Genomic DNA, 14,478 nt, shown 5'->3' on the forward strand with positions numbered 1-14,478 from the left:
CGGAGAGAAACATGTCATATGCGCTTACCGCGCGAGCAGCGTTGTTCACCCTCGCCGCCGCACTCCCCCTGACCACTCCGGCGCAGGCCGCCGCCAATACCCACTGCGCCGAAAGCAGCATGACGCTGCCGCCCGGCGCGCTTTATCCCAACGGCATCGCCCGCGCGACGGACGGCACGTTGTATGTCGGCCTGATCACCAGCGGCAACGTGCTGCGCAAGCGGCCGGGTAAAGCGTGGGAAACCTTTTTCCCTGGCGCTGACACGGTGTTCGCCTCAAACGCGCTGCGGCTGGACGAACGGCGCGGGTTGCTGTGGGGCAATTCGCCGGACTTCCTTTCCGGCGGCAAAACGCGGGCCAACCGCATCTATGCGCTGAATGTCGCCGATGGCACCCTCAACCGCAGCCTGGCACTGCCGACGGGGGAAATGGGCAACGATATCGTGCTCGGCGCAGACGGCACGGTGTACGTAACGGAAACCCGCGGCGGCGGCATCCTGCGCCTGCGGCCGGGCGAAGCGGCATTCAGTACGCTGTTTCAGGATGCGCGATTGGCGGCCCCCAGCGGGCTGGGCGCCGCCGGGATCGTGCTGCTCGACGATCGGCTGATGGCTGTCGCCAATTTCGGCACCGGTAAGCTTTATACCCTCAGCTATAACGATCCGCAGCCGCAGCTGACGGAAATGCAGCTGCCGCGCCTGATTGAAAACCCGGACGGAATGGGATTGGCGCCGGACGGCGCGCTGATCGTGCTGGAAAACGGGATCCAGAGCGGCCAAGGGCGGATCCTGCGGATCCCGTCACCCAAGGCGGCAGGGATGCACCAACTTGAGGTCTTGCGCGAAGGCATGGAGTCGCCGGTTAACCTGACTATCACCCCACAAGGCTGCGCCTTCGTCAGCGAGTCGCGCATCCGCCACCGTCTGCTGCCCGGCCATGAAACCGAAGTGCCCGACAGTTTCCGCCTCTATCAACTGCCCCTGCCTCTCACCGCCGCGCAATAAAGTCGCCGCCCCACTGCGGGCGGCGACTTGCGTTGTATCGTTAACATCCAATAAATTGAAACTATTTACTTCGATGCCATTAATCAGACTTATGATTAATCCTAACTTAATAACCTGATTTTAATTAAATTGTTCCGCCGCGTATCGCTGATTATACTTGCCTTATCTCCCGCCTCATTTATCGAGCGTAAGCATGAGCCGATACCATGTTTCCAGCAGCGAAGGCCAATATGAGAAAGAATCCGGCGAGCAAGTTCTAGCCAACAAGCTGGGTATTGCCGATAGCAATGAACTCGACGATGCCGAATTGGTATTGCTGGAACAGCTCTACCATTCCATTTTCGAACAGCATTTTCCATTAGGGAAAATCACCGTCGAGATGATCAAGGGCTGGCATCGCCGCTGGTTAGGCAATATCTATGCATGGGCTGGTCAAGCAAGAACTGTCAATATCAGCAAAGGGGGCTTTATGTTTGCCCCTTCGACGCGATTGCCCAAACTACTGGACGATTTCGAGGTGGAATACCTGGCCCGTTACACACCTTGCTCAGCCATGAGCGAAGAACAGCTGATAGAAGCGATTGCGATAATCCATGTTGAACTGATACTCATACACCCTTTCAGAGAAGGGAATGGCCGTTTGTCACGGCTGTTGGCCGATGTGATGGCGGTTCAGGGCGGGCATAAACCGTTGGATTATCAAAGCTGGGAGCAAAACAGAGCCCAGTATATCTCAGCGATTCACTCAGGTATGAACATGAACTACGAACCAATGAAACACTGGGTCAGTCAAGCACTAAGAAGATATTAGGCAAGGCGCAAATGAGCAAATTTTTTACGCGCTTCTTCTAAAGAAGCTTCAACTCTGGCTGAGGGTTGACCTGTTTCAACCGCCGTTGATGTCGCCACGGAACGCGCAATGTCCGTACGGGACGGCTTGGCATAACCCACCTGCACTTTTTTGCTGTTACTCATGACAACCTCTGTTCGCAAATTTGTTGAAGACATTATATCAAGGAATGTACAGGACTTCATTCCCTTGCCTCTCACTCCCGAGCCATAGCCTCACCACCACTCCGTGCGGCAACACTTGCGTTGTTGCCCGCAGGCGAACGACAATCTCGCTGCGTTACAAACCGGCCTTGCGCAGCGCTTCCCATTTTTACCTGTGACAGCCGATTGCCCGCTGGGCTAGTATAAGCGTCTGTGCAAACCTTGGGTTTGAGCGCGCCGTTTGGCGTTTTGATGATTTGATTTGCGCCGCCCGGCAAGCGCTAAAAGGGGCGGCGTCTGCTGAAACAATGTGATAGCGAATGACGACAATGAAAATCACAGTTCCCTTTACATTCAATGGATTGGAAAAATAATCGCATGAATAGCACCGATAAACTCGATTCGCACACGCCGATGATGCAGCAGTACCTGCGCCTCAAGGCCCAGCATCCTGAAATCCTGCTGTTCTACCGCATGGGCGACTTCTACGAGCTGTTTTACGACGACGCCAAGCGCGCTTCCCAACTGCTGGATATCTCGCTGACCAAACGCGGCGCTTCGGCGGGTGAACCGATCCCGATGGCCGGCGTGCCGCACCACGCGGTGGAGAACTACCTGGCCAAGCTGGTGCAGCTTGGCGAATCCGTCGCCATCTGCGAACAGATCGGCGATCCGGCCACCAGCAAAGGGCCGGTCGAGCGCAAAGTGGTGCGTATCGTCACCCCCGGTACCATCACCGACGAAGCGCTGCTGCAAGAACGCCAGGACAACCTGCTGGCGGCGATCTGGCAGGATGCGCGCGGCTTCGGTTACGCCACGCTGGACGTGAGCTCCGGCCGCTTCCGCGTCGCCGAGCCGCAGGATCTGGAAACCATGGCCGCCGAGCTGCAGCGCACCAATCCGGCCGAGCTGCTCTATCCGGAAACCTTCGAACACATGGCGCTGATCGAACAGCGCCACGGCTTGCGCCGCCGTCCGCTGTGGGAATTCGAACTGGAGACCGCACGCCAACAGCTCAACCTGCAGTTCGGTACCCGCGATCTGACCGGCTTCGGCGTCGAGCAGGCGCACCAGGCGCTGCGCGCCGCCGGCTGTCTGCTGCAGTACGTCAAAGATACTCAGCGTACTTCGCTGCCGCACATTCGCGGCATCACCATGGAGCGTCAGCAGGACGGCATCATCATGGACGCCGCCACCCGCCGCAACCTGGAGCTGACGCAGAGTCTGTCCGGCGGCAGCGACAACACGCTGGCGGCGATCCTCGATCGCACAGTCACGCCGATGGGCAGCCGCATGCTGAAACGCTGGCTGCACATGCCGACCCGAGACATCAAGGTGCTGACCGCCCGCCAACAGGCGATCGACGCATTGCAGGAGCTGTTCGCCGATCTGCAGCCTTCGCTGCGCCAGGTGGGCGATCAGGAGCGAATTTTGGCGCGCCTGGCGCTGCGTACCGCGCGTCCGCGCGATCTGGCGCGCATGCGTCATGCTTTCCAGCAATTGCCGGACATCCGCGCGCTGCTGCAAGACGTGGACACCCCGCACGTGCAGCAGCTGCTGGCGCAGGTGGGCCAGTTCGACGAGCTGCGCGAGCTGCTTGAACGCGCGGTGATTGAATCGCCGCCGGTATTGGTGCGCGACGGCGGCGTGATCGCCCCCGGTTACAACAGCGAGCTGGACGAGTGGCGCGCGCTGGCCGATGGCGCCAGCGACTACCTCGACCGGCTGGAGATCCGCGAGCGTGAAAAGCTGGGGCTGGACACGCTCAAGGTCGGTTTTAACGGCGTACACGGCTACTACATTCAGGTGAGCCGCGGCCAAAGCCATCTGGTGCCGATCCACTATGTGCGCCGCCAGACGTTGAAAAACGCCGAGCGCTACATCATCCCGGAATTGAAAGAGTACGAAGACAAAGTGCTCACCTCCAAGGGCAAGGCGTTGGCGATCGAGAAAAGCCTGTACGACGAACTGTTCGATCTGCTGCTGCCGCACCTGGCGGAGCTGCAGCAGAGCGCCGCCGCACTGGCCGAGCTGGACGTGCTGGCCAACCTGGCCGAGCGCGCCGATACCCTGAACTACGCTTGCCCGACCATGAGTGAGCAGCCGGGGATCCGCATTACCGAAGGCCGCCACCCGGTGGTGGAGCAGGTGCTGAGCGAACCGTTTATCTCCAACCCGCTCACCCTGTCGCCGCAGCGCCGCATGCTGATCATTACCGGCCCGAACATGGGCGGTAAAAGCACCTATATGCGGCAAACGGCGCTGATCGTGCTGATGGCGCACATCGGCAGTTACGTGCCGGCCACCAAGGCCACCATCGGCCCGGTGGATCGCATCTTCACCCGCGTCGGCGCGGCGGACGATCTGGCTTCCGGCCGCTCCACCTTCATGGTGGAGATGACCGAAACCGCCAACATCCTGCACAACGCCACCGAACACAGCCTGGTGTTGATGGATGAAATCGGCCGCGGTACCTCCACCTACGACGGCCTGTCGCTGGCCTGGGCCTGCGCCGAGAACCTGGCTAACCGCATCAAGGCGATGACACTGTTCGCCACCCACTACTTCGAACTGACGACCCTACCGGAGAAAATGGAGGGCGTGGTCAACGTGCATCTGGACGCGCTCGAACATGGCGACACCATCGCTTTTATGCACAGCGTACAGGACGGGGCTGCCAGCAAAAGCTATGGCCTGGCGGTCGCCGCGCTTGCTGGCGTGCCGCGCGACGTCATCAAGCGCGCCCGCCAGAAGCTGCGCGAGCTAGAGTCTATCTCCAGCCACACCTCATCGGGCAGCGTCGATGCCACCCAGATGACGCTGCTGCAGGAAGAGGCCTCGCCGGCGGTTGAAGCCCTGGAAGCGCTGGATCCGGATTCCCTGTCGCCGCGCCAGGCGCTGGAATGGATCTACCGGCTGAAAAATATGGTGTAGTCAGGCGCCAGACGCAGGCATAAAAAAACGGTGAGCATAATGCTCACCGTTTTTATTTGATGCGGTTCAACAACCGGCGTTATTCGCGGAACAGCGCCTCAATGCTCAGGCCCTGCATCTGCAGAATCTCACGCAGACGGCGCAGACCTTCAACCTGAATCTGACGGACGCGCTCGCGCGTCAGGCCAATCTCCCGACCTACGTCTTCCAGCGTCGCCGCTTCATAGCCCAGCAGGCCGAAACGACGCGCCAACACTTCACGTTGTTTGGCGTTCAGTTCGAACAACCATTTGACGATGCTTTGTTTCATATCGTCATCTTGCGTGGTGTCTTCAGGCCCGTTGTCCTTCTCGTCGGCCAGAATGTCCAGCAGCGCTTTCTCCGAATCCCCGCCCAGCGGCGTATCCACCGAAGTGATGCGCTCATTCAGGCGCAGCATGCGGCTGACGTCATCCACCGGCTTGTCGAGTTGCTCGGCAATCTCTTCAGCGCTCGGTTCATGATCCAGCTTATGGGAAAGCTCGCGTGCGGTGCGCAGATAGACATTCAGTTCTTTGACGATATGGATAGGCAAACGAATAGTACGGGTTTGGTTCATGATCGCCCGTTCAATCGTCTGACGGATCCACCAGGTTGCATAAGTGGAGAAGCGGAAACCGCGCTCCGGGTCGAATTTTTCCACTGCGCGAATCAAACCGAGGTTACCTTCTTCGATCAGATCCAGCAGCGCCAGACCACGGTTGCTGTAGCGGCGGGCGATTTTCACCACCAGCCGCAGGTTGCTTTCAATCATGCGACGGCGGGACGGCACGTCACCGCGCAGAGCACGCCGCGCAAAATAGACTTCTTCCTCTGCGGTCAGCAGAGGTGAATAACCGATCTCACCCAGATAGAGCTGCGTCGCATCCAATACGCGTTGCGTAACGCCTTGAGACAACAGCTCTTCTTCCGCTAAATCGTTCTCGCTGGTCTCTTCTTCTACCAGCGCTTTTTCATCAAACGACTCGGCCTCAGCTCCATTCTCGTCGAAATCCGCATCATCATGTAACTCGTTAACTTTCAGCGTATTTTGGCTCATATGCTGCTCCTACCCGTGATACCGCGAGCAGAATCTCAGCGTATTCTGCCCAATCTATCGCTGCGGAAGATAACGCAGCGGGTTTACGGATTTCCCCTTGTAACGAATTTCAAAATGCAAACGTACTGAACTGGTACCGGTGCTACCCATGGTGGCTATTTTTTGACCCGCCTTCACTTCTTGTTGTTCCCGGACCAGCATTGTGTCGTTATGAGCGTAGGCGCTCAGGTAATCATCATTATGTTTGATGATGATTAGATTACCGTAACCCCGTAAAGCGTTGCCTGCATACACTACGCGACCATCGGCGGTAGCAAAGATAGGCTGCCCACGAGAACCGGCGATATCGACACCTTTATTCCCACCTTCTGATGAGGAAAAGTTATCAATAACCTTACCGTCAGTCGGCCATCTCCAGGTACTGACCGGAGCGCTGTTGCTGACGGTGCTGCTCACGGGAGGAGCGGCTTCCGGCGCGGTAACAGGCGCAGTCGCGGTCCCAACCGCTGCGGCACCTGCTGCAGGTAACATCTTACCTACATTCTGTTTACCCGAGTTTTCAGAATACGCGTTAGTTGATTGAGAATCAACCGTTGCCGTCTGGATCTGGGCGCTGGAAGGTGGCTTCGGAACGCCGCCTTTGGTCGCGTCTGTCGTCGCCAACATGCCGCCGCCGCCGTTGGCAGAACCATTACCAAGCTGAATGGTTTGGCCAACATTCAGGCTGTATGGCTCGGGAATATTGTTGCGCTGCGCCAGGTCGCGGAAATCGTTGCCGGTGATCCAGGCGATGTAAAACAGCGTGTCGCCGCGCTTGACCGTATAAGTTTCGCCGCCGCTGTAGCTCCCTTTAGGGATGGCGTTATAACTGCGATTATAGACAATGCGGCCCTCTGGGCTGGCCTGCTGCGCTCCGCCATTATTATTGCCGGATGGAACGGCGCCGCCGCCCACGCTGCTGATAGGGGCCGACGTTGAGGCCGTATTCGTACAACCCGCCAACCACAAACTTACCATCGTACACACCGCTACCCGGCGTAACGTAATCATTGGGCTTCCCGTGCTCATGCTTCCCCCATGACAGCAATATCAGTGATATATCCAAAATACCCTTTACATCGTAGCCGAGCTTTTGCCACTTCCCAGTTTCTGCGATGTAAAGGCGCCGCCGGCCGATCCCTGAACGCCAGGTCATCTCCCGCCGGAGCATCAAAACGCGCGCCAATGCTAACCACATTGGCGTCGCCGCACCATAAGACAACTACGTAGAAAGGCCAATTCTAGTGAAAATTAGCCTGATTGGAACGAGAAAACCTTATCCGGACGTGATGAAAGTGCAACAGATTTTGCAGACGGTCGAAAAATCAGACAATCGCTAGGCCAATTCGCCTTTCACCAGCGGCACAAAGCGCACCGCTTCGACCGCATCGACCACGAAATCGTTGCCATGACGCTGAATGCGTTTGAGGGTTTGGGCCTGTTCGCCCACCGGCAACACCAAAATGCCGCCGTCGTCCAGCTGCTCCACCAGCGCCTGCGGGATCTCCGGCGGTGCGGCGGTGACGATGATCGCATCGAACGGGCCGCGCGACGCCCAGCCCTGCCAGCCATCGCCGTGGCGAGTGGAAACATTATGAAGATCGAGCTGCTTCAGGCGGCGCTTGGCCTGCCACTGCAGCCCCTTGATGCGCTCGACGGAACAAACGTGTTGCACCAGATGCGCCAGGATGGCGGTCTGATAACCGGAACCGGTGCCGATCTCCAGCACCCGTGAAGTGGGCTTCAGATTCAGCAGCTCGGTCATCCGCGCCACCATATAGGGCTGAGAAATGGTCTGGCCGGAACCGATCGGTAATGCAGTGTTTTCGTAGGCTTTGTGATCCAGCGCTTCGTCGACAAAACGCTCGCGCGGCACCGCTTCGATCGCTCGCAGCAGCTTTTCGTCCCGGATCCCTTGCTGACGCAGCTGCGTCAGCAATGTTTGCATACGCTTGTTCACCATTCCCCGCTAACCTCTGCCTTGGTTAACCATGTTGTCACGACTTCCTGCGCCGCGTAGGCGGTCAAATCCACCTGTAGCGGCGTGATCGCCACATAGCCTTGTTCCACCGCCGCAAAGTCGGTATCCGGCCCGACATCAAATTTATCACCAGGCGGCCCGATCCAGTAGAGATTTTGTCCACGCGGATCCTGCTGGCAGAAGACCTTATCGGCAGGATGACGGCTGCCACAGCGGGTAACGCGCAGGCCTTTGATATCCGCCAGCGGCAAATCCGGCACGTTGATATTCAGGATTTTTCCGGTGCGTAACGGTTCACGCTGCAGCGCACGCAGGATGCGGCAGGTAATGGCCGCTGCGGTCGCGTAGTGTTGGTGACCGTTCAGAGACACTGCCAGCGCGGGCAGCCCCAGGTGTCGGCCCTCCATCGCCGCCGCGACGGTGCCGGAATAGATGACGTCATCGCCTAAATTCGGTCCGGCGTTAATGCCGGAGACGACGATATCCGGCGCCGGGCGCATCAATGCGTTGACGCCAAGGTAAACACAGTCGGTCGGCGTCCCCTGCAGCACCGCGATATCGCCGTTGGCCAGCGTCTGCGTGCGCAGCGGCGACTCCAGCGTCAGGGCGTTGGAAGAACCGCTGCGGTTACGATCCGGCGCCACGACCTGCACCTCGGCGAACTCCCGCAGCGCCGCCGCCAGCACCTGAATGCCCGGGGCGCTAACGCCGTCATCGTTACTCAGCAATATCCGCATCACTGTTATCCTGCTGCATGATTTCGCGAACTACGCTGGTGGCGAAGCTGCCTGCCGGCAGCCAGAAGCGCAGTTCCACGGTAACGTCATCCCACCAGTTCCACTGCAAATTTTGCGGCTGCAACAGCAGGGCCCGACGAGCGGGTTCGACACGCTCGCGCTTTAAAAGCGTAAGCAATTCCGGTTGTTCCGCCAAGCATTGTTGTTCAAAAGCCAAGGCTTTGCCGGCGGTGCCTGGCTCACCGTCGCCCGGCAACGCCGCGGTGACAACCAACTCGCCGGCATCCAGCCGTTGCTGCAACGTCTCCAGCTCATCGGCCTTGGCGACGAACCAGCTGCCGCGGCCGCTCAACTGCAGGGCGTCCCCCTCCAGCACGGTGCGCTGCAGGCCGTCGGCCAGGCGCCGGCCGACTATCAGATTGAACAGCGCGCTGCGGCTGGCGGAAAGGTAGAAGCTGCGTTTGCTGCGCTCTTTGACGCGGATTTCGTCGTTTGCCCAGCGACGCGCCATCACCAGATTGTTGCCGCCGCGGCCGAAACGCTGGCTGCCGAAATAGTTTGGCACGCCCTGCGCGGCGATAGCCTGCAGACGGTTTTCCACGTCCTGACGATCGGAAATGTGGCGCAGCACCAGCGTAAAGTGGTTACCCTTCAGGTTGCCGATGCGCATTTTGCGCAGGTGGCGGGCGAACGAGAGCACCTCGCAGCCTTCCAGCGCAAACTGTGAGAAATCCGGCGTGTCCTTGCCCGGCATATGCAGGCAGAACCACTGTTCGGTCACCGCGTGGCGATCCTTCAAGCCGGCATAGCTGACGGAACGGGCGTGAATACCGGCGAAGCGCGCCAGATAGTCGGCCACGAACTGGGTATTGCAGCCGTTTTTACGGATGTTCACCAGCACGTGCTCGCCTTCGCCGTCCGGCGCAAAGCCCAGGTCTTCCACCACCACGAAATCTTCCGGATTGGCTTTCAACACCCCGGTGCTCTGCGGCCGGCCATGCAGCCAGGTCAGTTTCGCCATATCCATGCGGTTATTCCTTGATCAGCAAGGCGACCGCTTCGCAGGCGATGCCCTCGCCGCGCCCGGTGAAGCCGAGCTGCTCGGTGGTCGTGGCCTTCACGTTGACGTCATCCATATGGCACTGCAGATCTTCCGCCAGGAAGACGCGCATCTGCGGGATGTGCGGCGCCATTTTCGGCGCCTGAGCGATAATCGTGATATCGAGGTTACCGAGGCGGTATCCTTTGGCACGGATACGTTTCCAGGCTTCGCGCAGCAGCTCGCGGCTGTCCGCGCCCTTGAAAGCCGGATCGGTATCGGGGAACAGCTTGCCGATATCGCCCAGCGCCGCAGCGCCCAGCAAGGCGTCGGTCGCGGCGTGCAGCGCAACGTCACCGTCCGAGTGGGCCAGCAAACCTTTGTCGTAAGGGATGCGAACGCCACCGATCACCAACGGGCCTTCGCCGCCGAATTTATGTACGTCAAAACCGTGACCGATACGCATGATGCGCTCCTTAATTGTCTAACTGAGTCAAATAGAACGCCGCCAGCGCCAAATCCTCCGGCCGCGTTACTTTAATGTTGTCCGCCCTGCCGGCGATCAGCTGCGGATGATAACCGCAATACTCCAGCGCCGAGGCTTCGTCGGTGACGTTAGCGCCTTCATCCAGCGCGCGCTGCAGGCACTGCTTGAGCAGCGGCAGCGGAAACAGCTGCGGCGTCAGCGCATGCCACAGATCCTGCCGTTCGACGGTGTGGGCGATGGTGTCGCGGCCAGGTTCGGCGCGTTTCATGGTGTCACGCACCGGCGCGGCAAGAATGCCGCCGACCTTGCTGTGTGCGGTGATCGCCAGCAGGCGCTCGAGATCGTCGGCGTGCAGGCAGGGGCGCGCAGCGTCATGCACCAGCACCCAGTCCGCGTCGCCCGCGAGCTTCAGCCCGGCCATCACCGAATCGGCGCGCTGTTTGCCGCCCTGAGTGACGGTCACCCGCGGATCCTGGGCGATCGGCAACTGTTCGAACTGGCGATCTTCCGGGCCGATCGCCACGATCACCCGCTCGATGCGCGGGTGGCGCAACAGGGCATGGATAGCGTGTTCGACGATGCTGTGCCGGCCGATGGTTAAATATTGCTTCGGGCATTCCGCCTGCATGCGGCTGCCGATACCGGCAGCGGGCAGGACGGCAATCACCGAGGGAAAGGTGCCTGCGGAGTGATTCATGCGTTATTTTTGTGCGTTATTTTGCGAGGAAGACGCCGCGTTGCGTCTGGATTGGTCAGGAACCAGACGATAGAAAGTCTCACCGGGCTTGATCATGCCCAGCTCATTACGCGCTCGCTCTTCGATCGCTTCCTGACCGCCGTTCAAATCATCGATTTCGGCAAACAGCTGATCGTTACGCGCTTTCAACTTGGCGTTACTGCCCTGTTGGACCGCAACGTCTTCATTGACTCGCACGTAATCGTGAATACCATTTTTGCCCAGCCACAGTGAATACTGTAACCAACCGAGCAATGCCAGCAATAGCAGCGTAAGTTTTCCCATCTCCGCCCCCTGAAAAACCGACCAATCATCCCACAACTTCTCGTTGGACTCCACACTGAGAGCGGCATTTCAGCGCCAAATTCAGAATACGGATGAAGGGTTCCCGAGTTTATCGCCTAATTCCGTGGTGAAAGCGGCAAAAAAAGCCCCTTTTGCCCGGCACGCGCGGCGCATTTTCCGATGAGACACGCACTGCCCTTTTCCCATTATGCAGCAAGAACCACTGCATCGCCGCTTGCTGACCCATTTCTTACGCCAAAGCAACGTCAAAAGTGAATATTTAACACCATAGAAAGAATAATTATCATGCAGTGGTTGCACTTTCATTCATTGGAGCTTATTTTTATGCACTCACAGTGCATAAATAATTCCAATATATAACCATTCATTATCGGGGATCGCGATGTTAAAACGTTTAGTTCTGATCGGCGCCTGCCTGGCCGCCACCTTCTCCACCGCCGCGTTAGCGGCTGAAACGACCTACGTCGTCGGCTCCGGCGGCACCTATCGGCCGTTCGAGTTTGAAAACAGCCAAAAGCAGCTGGAAGGTTTCGACATCGACATCATCAAAGCGGTGGCCAAGGCCGAAGGCTTCCAAATCAAACTGATCAATACGCCGTGGGAGGGGATCTTCGCCACGTTGAATTCCGGCGATCGCGACATCATCATTTCCGGCATCACCATCACCGACAAGCGCAAGCAAATGGTTGATTTCTCAGCGCCTTACTTCCCGGCCGAACAGGCTATCGTGGTGCCGCAAGACTCGACGGTGGACTCCATCGCCGCGCTCAAGGCGCTGAAGGTCGGCGTGGTGAACTCCAGCACCGGCGACATCGTGGTGTCCGACGTGCTGGGTAAAAACAGCACCGCTATCAAGCGCTTCGACAATACCCCGCTGATGCTGCAAGAGCTGTATGAAGACGGCATCGGCGCGGCGGTCGGCGACGTCGGCGTGGCCAAGTTCTATATCAAAACCCACCCTGAGAAAGCCTTCAAGTTGGTGCCCGACGCCAAGTTTGAGCGCCAGTATTTCGGCATCGCCGTCGCCAAAGGCAACGATGAGCTGCGCAACAAAATCAACGCCGGCCTGAAGAAAATCGTCGCCGACGGCACCTACGCCAAGATCTACCAAACCTGGTTCGACAGCAACGTACCGACGCTGCCGGCGGAATAATGCCCTGCCGCCGGCGCCCGCATGGGCGTCGGCGCGCCACCGTTTCAGCCTACCAAGAAGGAACACCCTTTGAACTTCCGCTGGGAGATCATCCAGGAATACGCGCCGTTGTTTATGGAAGGCGCCTGGATGACCATCAAATGCACCATTATCTGCGTGCTGCTGGGCACCACCTGGGGCTTGATCCTCGGGCTGGGCCGCTTGGCGCAGGCGCCGCACGGCATCTGGAAACCCATCCTGCATTACGGCGTTCAGTGGCCGGTACGCATCTACATCAGCGCCTTTCGCGGCACGCCGCTGTTCGTGCAGATCATGGTGGTGCACTTTGCATTGGTGCCGCTGTTCATCAATCCGCGCGACGGCCTGTTGGTCACCAGCGGCCTGATGAGCGTCGATTTCGCCCGTGCTCTGCGCGCCGACTACGGTGCCTTTCTTTCCTGCGTGGTGGCGATCACGCTCAACGCCGGCGCCTATGTGTCGGAGATCTTCCGCGCCGGGATCCAATCGATCGATCGCGGCCAGATGGAGGCTTCGCGTTCGCTGGGCATGAGCTACGGCAAGACCATGCGACAGGTTATCTTGCCGCAGGCCTTCCGCCGCATGCTGCCGCCGCTGGGCAACAACGCCATCGCGATCGTCAAGGATTCGTCGCTGGCCTCCGCCATCGGCCTGGCGGATCTGGCCTATGCCGCCCGTACCGTCTCCGGCGCCTACGCCACTTACTGGGAGCCCTATCTGACCATTTCGCTGGTCTATTGGGTCATCACCTTCCTGCTCTCGCTGCTGGTGCAACACATGGAAAAGAGGTTCGGTAAAAGTGATTCGCGTACATAACCTGCAAAAACAGTTCGGCGAGAGCCACGTGCTGCGCGGCATTTCCTGTCAGATCGCCGCCAATGAAGTGGTGTGCGTCATCGGCCCTTCCGGCTCAGGGAAGAGCACCTTCCTGCGCTGTATCAACGCGCTGGAAACGCTCTCCGGCGGCGAGATCGAGGTGAATGGCTTCGCTGTCCACGATCAGAAAACCGACCTGAACAAAATGCGTGAAAGCGTGGGCATGGTATTTCAGCGCTTCAACCTGTTCCCGCACATGACGGTGTTGGAAAACATCATCATGGCACCGGTAAGCGTGAAGAAACTGCCGCGCGCCGAAGCCATTACGCAAGCTGAACAGCTGCTGCGCAAGGTCGGCCTGCTCGACAAGATTGACGCCTACCCCAACAGCCTGTCCGGCGGCCAGCAGCAGCGGGTGGCGATCGCCCGCGCGCTGGCGATGGAACCGAAGATCATGCTGTTCGACGAACCGACCTCCGCGCTCGATCCGGAGCTGGTGGGCGAAGTATTGGCAGTGATGAAATCGCTGGCCCACGAGGGCATGACCATGGTGGTCGTCACGCATGAGATGGGCTTTGCCCGCGAGGTGGCCGACCGGGTGCTGTTTATCGATCAGGGGATCATTCAGGAGGAAGGCGCACCGCAGCAGATCTTCAGCCATCCGACTAATCCGCGCACTCAGGCATTTCTAAGCAAAGTTTTGTAACCTTCGGCACCGCTTTGCAATCCTTCGGGCGCCGGCATCGGCGCCCGCTCCCTCACCACCCGGTCAGGAAGCTGAACACCAGCCAGAACAGGCACAGCACAATGGTGCCGGTCAACAGCAGCGTCAAGATCAGACGACCGCGCAGCAGCATGCTGAGGGTGATGCCGATCAACACCGACAGCGGCATCAGCGCCAGGAAGAATGGCCAGGTATAAAGCAGGAAAAACAGCGTGTTGGAACCGTAAACCAGAAACGGCAACGCGAACGCCAGCCAGTAGAAAACAAAGCCGCTGACGCCGCCCAGGAAAGAATAAGAAGGCTCCTCTCTCTCCTGTTTTGATTGCTTGGCGTCGATCAAGATAGGCGTGACATTTTGCATAGTGATCCCTGGTTATTCGGCTCGCTCTGCGGCGGCTTAGAGTAAAAAGCGCATGGCGAAAAACGCCACACG

General features: G+C 58.8%; 16 protein-coding genes. 6 read left to right on the forward strand and 10 right to left on the reverse strand.

The window, feature by feature from the left end:
* Positions 1–11: 11 nt before the first annotated feature.
* Together BVU99_RS09075 and BVU99_RS09080 are read left to right on the forward strand one after the other, a co-directional pair.
* Positions 12–1,004 carry a hypothetical protein gene (locus tag BVU99_RS09075; RefSeq protein WP_244590498.1) on the forward strand — a complete coding sequence of 331 codons (993 nt, stop codon included), beginning with the start codon at positions 12–14 and terminating at the stop codon, positions 1,002–1,004.
* A gap of 193 nt (positions 1,005–1,197) precedes the next feature.
* Complete coding sequence (locus BVU99_RS09080) at positions 1,198–1,815, forward strand: Fic family protein (RefSeq protein ID WP_025301624.1); 618 nt, start codon at positions 1,198–1,200, stop codon at positions 1,813–1,815.
* On the opposite strand, the gene BVU99_RS25105 is transcribed toward BVU99_RS09080, so the two are convergent.
* Positions 1,812–1,979, reverse strand: coding sequence for a hypothetical protein (locus BVU99_RS25105; RefSeq protein ID WP_162882342.1), 168 nt, complete (start codon positions 1,977–1,979; stop codon positions 1,812–1,814). The genes BVU99_RS09080 and BVU99_RS25105 overlap by 4 nt on opposite strands.
* A 396-nt stretch (positions 1,980–2,375) precedes the next feature.
* On the opposite strand from BVU99_RS25105, the gene mutS reads away from it, so the two are divergent.
* Positions 2,376–4,931: a DNA mismatch repair protein MutS gene (mutS, locus tag BVU99_RS09090; RefSeq protein ID WP_099816621.1), complete on the forward strand. Its 2,556-nt coding sequence runs from the start codon at positions 2,376–2,378 to the stop codon at positions 4,929–4,931.
* Positions 4,932–5,010: 79 nt separating this feature from the next.
* Here the strand turns inward: mutS and rpoS are convergent, their stop codons facing one another.
* From rpoS to ftsB, 8 genes are all read right to left on the reverse strand, one after another.
* Positions 5,011–6,009, reverse strand: a complete 999-nt coding sequence (gene rpoS / locus BVU99_RS09095) for an RNA polymerase sigma factor RpoS (RefSeq protein WP_004932578.1) — start codon at positions 6,007–6,009, stop codon at positions 5,011–5,013.
* A gap of 54 nt (positions 6,010–6,063) precedes the next feature.
* Positions 6,064–7,059: a murein hydrolase activator NlpD gene (nlpD, locus tag BVU99_RS09100; protein WP_162495996.1), complete on the reverse strand. Its 996-nt coding sequence runs from the start codon at positions 7,057–7,059 to the stop codon at positions 6,064–6,066.
* Between the two features lie 325 nt (positions 7,060–7,384).
* Positions 7,385–8,011 (reverse strand): protein-L-isoaspartate(D-aspartate) O-methyltransferase, encoded by a 627-nt coding sequence (locus BVU99_RS09105; RefSeq protein WP_004932585.1) that lies wholly within the window; start codon positions 8,009–8,011, stop codon positions 7,385–7,387.
* The gene (gene surE / locus BVU99_RS09110; RefSeq protein ID WP_168186779.1) at positions 8,005–8,766 is read right to left on the reverse strand and encodes a 5'/3'-nucleotidase SurE; all 762 of its coding nucleotides are present in this window, start codon (positions 8,764–8,766) and stop codon (positions 8,005–8,007) included. Before surE ends, BVU99_RS09105 begins: the two co-directional genes overlap by 7 nt.
* Complete coding sequence (gene truD, locus BVU99_RS09115) at positions 8,747–9,793, reverse strand: tRNA pseudouridine(13) synthase TruD (protein WP_025301620.1); 1,047 nt, start codon at positions 9,791–9,793, stop codon at positions 8,747–8,749. Before truD ends, surE begins: the two co-directional genes overlap by 20 nt.
* A gap of 4 nt (positions 9,794–9,797) precedes the next feature.
* Positions 9,798–10,271 (reverse strand): 2-C-methyl-D-erythritol 2,4-cyclodiphosphate synthase, encoded by a 474-nt coding sequence (gene ispF / locus BVU99_RS09120; RefSeq protein WP_004932594.1) that lies wholly within the window; start codon positions 10,269–10,271, stop codon positions 9,798–9,800.
* A gap of 10 nt (positions 10,272–10,281) precedes the next feature.
* Positions 10,282–10,989 carry a 2-C-methyl-D-erythritol 4-phosphate cytidylyltransferase gene (ispD, locus tag BVU99_RS09125; protein WP_099816571.1) on the reverse strand — a complete coding sequence of 236 codons (708 nt, stop codon included), beginning with the start codon at positions 10,987–10,989 and terminating at the stop codon, positions 10,282–10,284.
* 3 nt (positions 10,990–10,992) lie between these two features.
* The gene (gene ftsB, locus BVU99_RS09130) at positions 10,993–11,313 is read right to left on the reverse strand and encodes a cell division protein FtsB (protein ID WP_021505314.1); all 321 of its coding nucleotides are present in this window, start codon (positions 11,311–11,313) and stop codon (positions 10,993–10,995) included.
* 403 nt (positions 11,314–11,716) lie between these two features.
* On the opposite strand from ftsB, the gene BVU99_RS09135 reads away from it, so the two are divergent.
* The 3 genes from BVU99_RS09135 to BVU99_RS09145 are packed head-to-tail and all read left to right on the forward strand — an operon-like array spanning position 11,717 to position 14,027.
* Complete coding sequence (locus BVU99_RS09135; RefSeq protein ID WP_025301618.1) at positions 11,717–12,487, forward strand: basic amino acid ABC transporter substrate-binding protein; 771 nt, start codon at positions 11,717–11,719, stop codon at positions 12,485–12,487.
* A gap of 21 nt (positions 12,488–12,508) precedes the next feature.
* The gene (locus BVU99_RS09140; protein ID WP_049204754.1) at positions 12,509–13,321 is read left to right on the forward strand and encodes an amino acid ABC transporter permease; all 813 of its coding nucleotides are present in this window, start codon (positions 12,509–12,511) and stop codon (positions 13,319–13,321) included.
* The gene (locus BVU99_RS09145) at positions 13,305–14,027 is read left to right on the forward strand and encodes an amino acid ABC transporter ATP-binding protein (RefSeq protein WP_043135839.1); all 723 of its coding nucleotides are present in this window, start codon (positions 13,305–13,307) and stop codon (positions 14,025–14,027) included. The genes BVU99_RS09140 and BVU99_RS09145 overlap by 17 nt, the downstream gene beginning before the upstream one ends.
* Before the next feature lie 52 nt (positions 14,028–14,079).
* On the opposite strand, the gene BVU99_RS09150 is transcribed toward BVU99_RS09145, so the two are convergent.
* The gene (locus BVU99_RS09150; protein WP_025301616.1) at positions 14,080–14,406 is read right to left on the reverse strand and encodes a DUF3561 family protein; all 327 of its coding nucleotides are present in this window, start codon (positions 14,404–14,406) and stop codon (positions 14,080–14,082) included.
* Between the last annotated feature and the right edge of the window lie 72 nt (positions 14,407–14,478).

Origin of the sequence: Serratia sp. OLAL2 (genome assembly GCF_002752475.1) — a bacterium.
GTDB classification, from domain to species: Bacteria; Pseudomonadota; Gammaproteobacteria; order Enterobacterales; family Enterobacteriaceae; genus Serratia; species Serratia bockelmannii.

Coding starts and splice junctions, on each gene's coding strand:
- BVU99_RS09135 (WP_025301618.1), top strand. CDS start 11,717: ATGTTAAAACGTTTAGTTCTGATCGGCGCCTGCCTGGCCGCCACCTTC.
- BVU99_RS09075 (WP_244590498.1), top strand. CDS start 12: ATGTCATATGCGCTTACCGCGCGAGCAGCGTTGTTCACCCTCGCCGCC.
- ispF (WP_004932594.1), bottom strand. CDS start 10,271: ATGCGTATCGGTCACGGTTTTGACGTACATAAATTCGGCGGCGAAGGC.
- BVU99_RS09080 (WP_025301624.1), top strand. CDS start 1,198: ATGAGCCGATACCATGTTTCCAGCAGCGAAGGCCAATATGAGAAAGAA.
- truD (WP_025301620.1), bottom strand. CDS start 9,793: ATGGATATGGCGAAACTGACCTGGCTGCATGGCCGGCCGCAGAGCACC.
- BVU99_RS09150 (WP_025301616.1), bottom strand. CDS start 14,406: ATGCAAAATGTCACGCCTATCTTGATCGACGCCAAGCAATCAAAACAG.
- ftsB (WP_021505314.1), bottom strand. CDS start 11,313: ATGGGAAAACTTACGCTGCTATTGCTGGCATTGCTCGGTTGGTTACAG.
- surE (WP_168186779.1), bottom strand. CDS start 8,766: ATGCGGATATTGCTGAGTAACGATGACGGCGTTAGCGCCCCGGGCATT.
- rpoS (WP_004932578.1), bottom strand. CDS start 6,009: ATGAGCCAAAATACGCTGAAAGTTAACGAGTTACATGATGATGCGGAT.
- BVU99_RS25105 (WP_162882342.1), bottom strand. CDS start 1,979: ATGAGTAACAGCAAAAAAGTGCAGGTGGGTTATGCCAAGCCGTCCCGT.
- ispD (WP_099816571.1), bottom strand. CDS start 10,989: ATGAATCACTCCGCAGGCACCTTTCCCTCGGTGATTGCCGTCCTGCCC.
- BVU99_RS09140 (WP_049204754.1), top strand. CDS start 12,509: ATGGGCGTCGGCGCGCCACCGTTTCAGCCTACCAAGAAGGAACACCCT.
- BVU99_RS09105 (WP_004932585.1), bottom strand. CDS start 8,011: ATGGTGAACAAGCGTATGCAAACATTGCTGACGCAGCTGCGTCAGCAA.
- nlpD (WP_162495996.1), bottom strand. CDS start 7,059: ATGATTACGTTACGCCGGGTAGCGGTGTGTACGATGGTAAGTTTGTGG.
- mutS (WP_099816621.1), top strand. CDS start 2,376: ATGAATAGCACCGATAAACTCGATTCGCACACGCCGATGATGCAGCAG.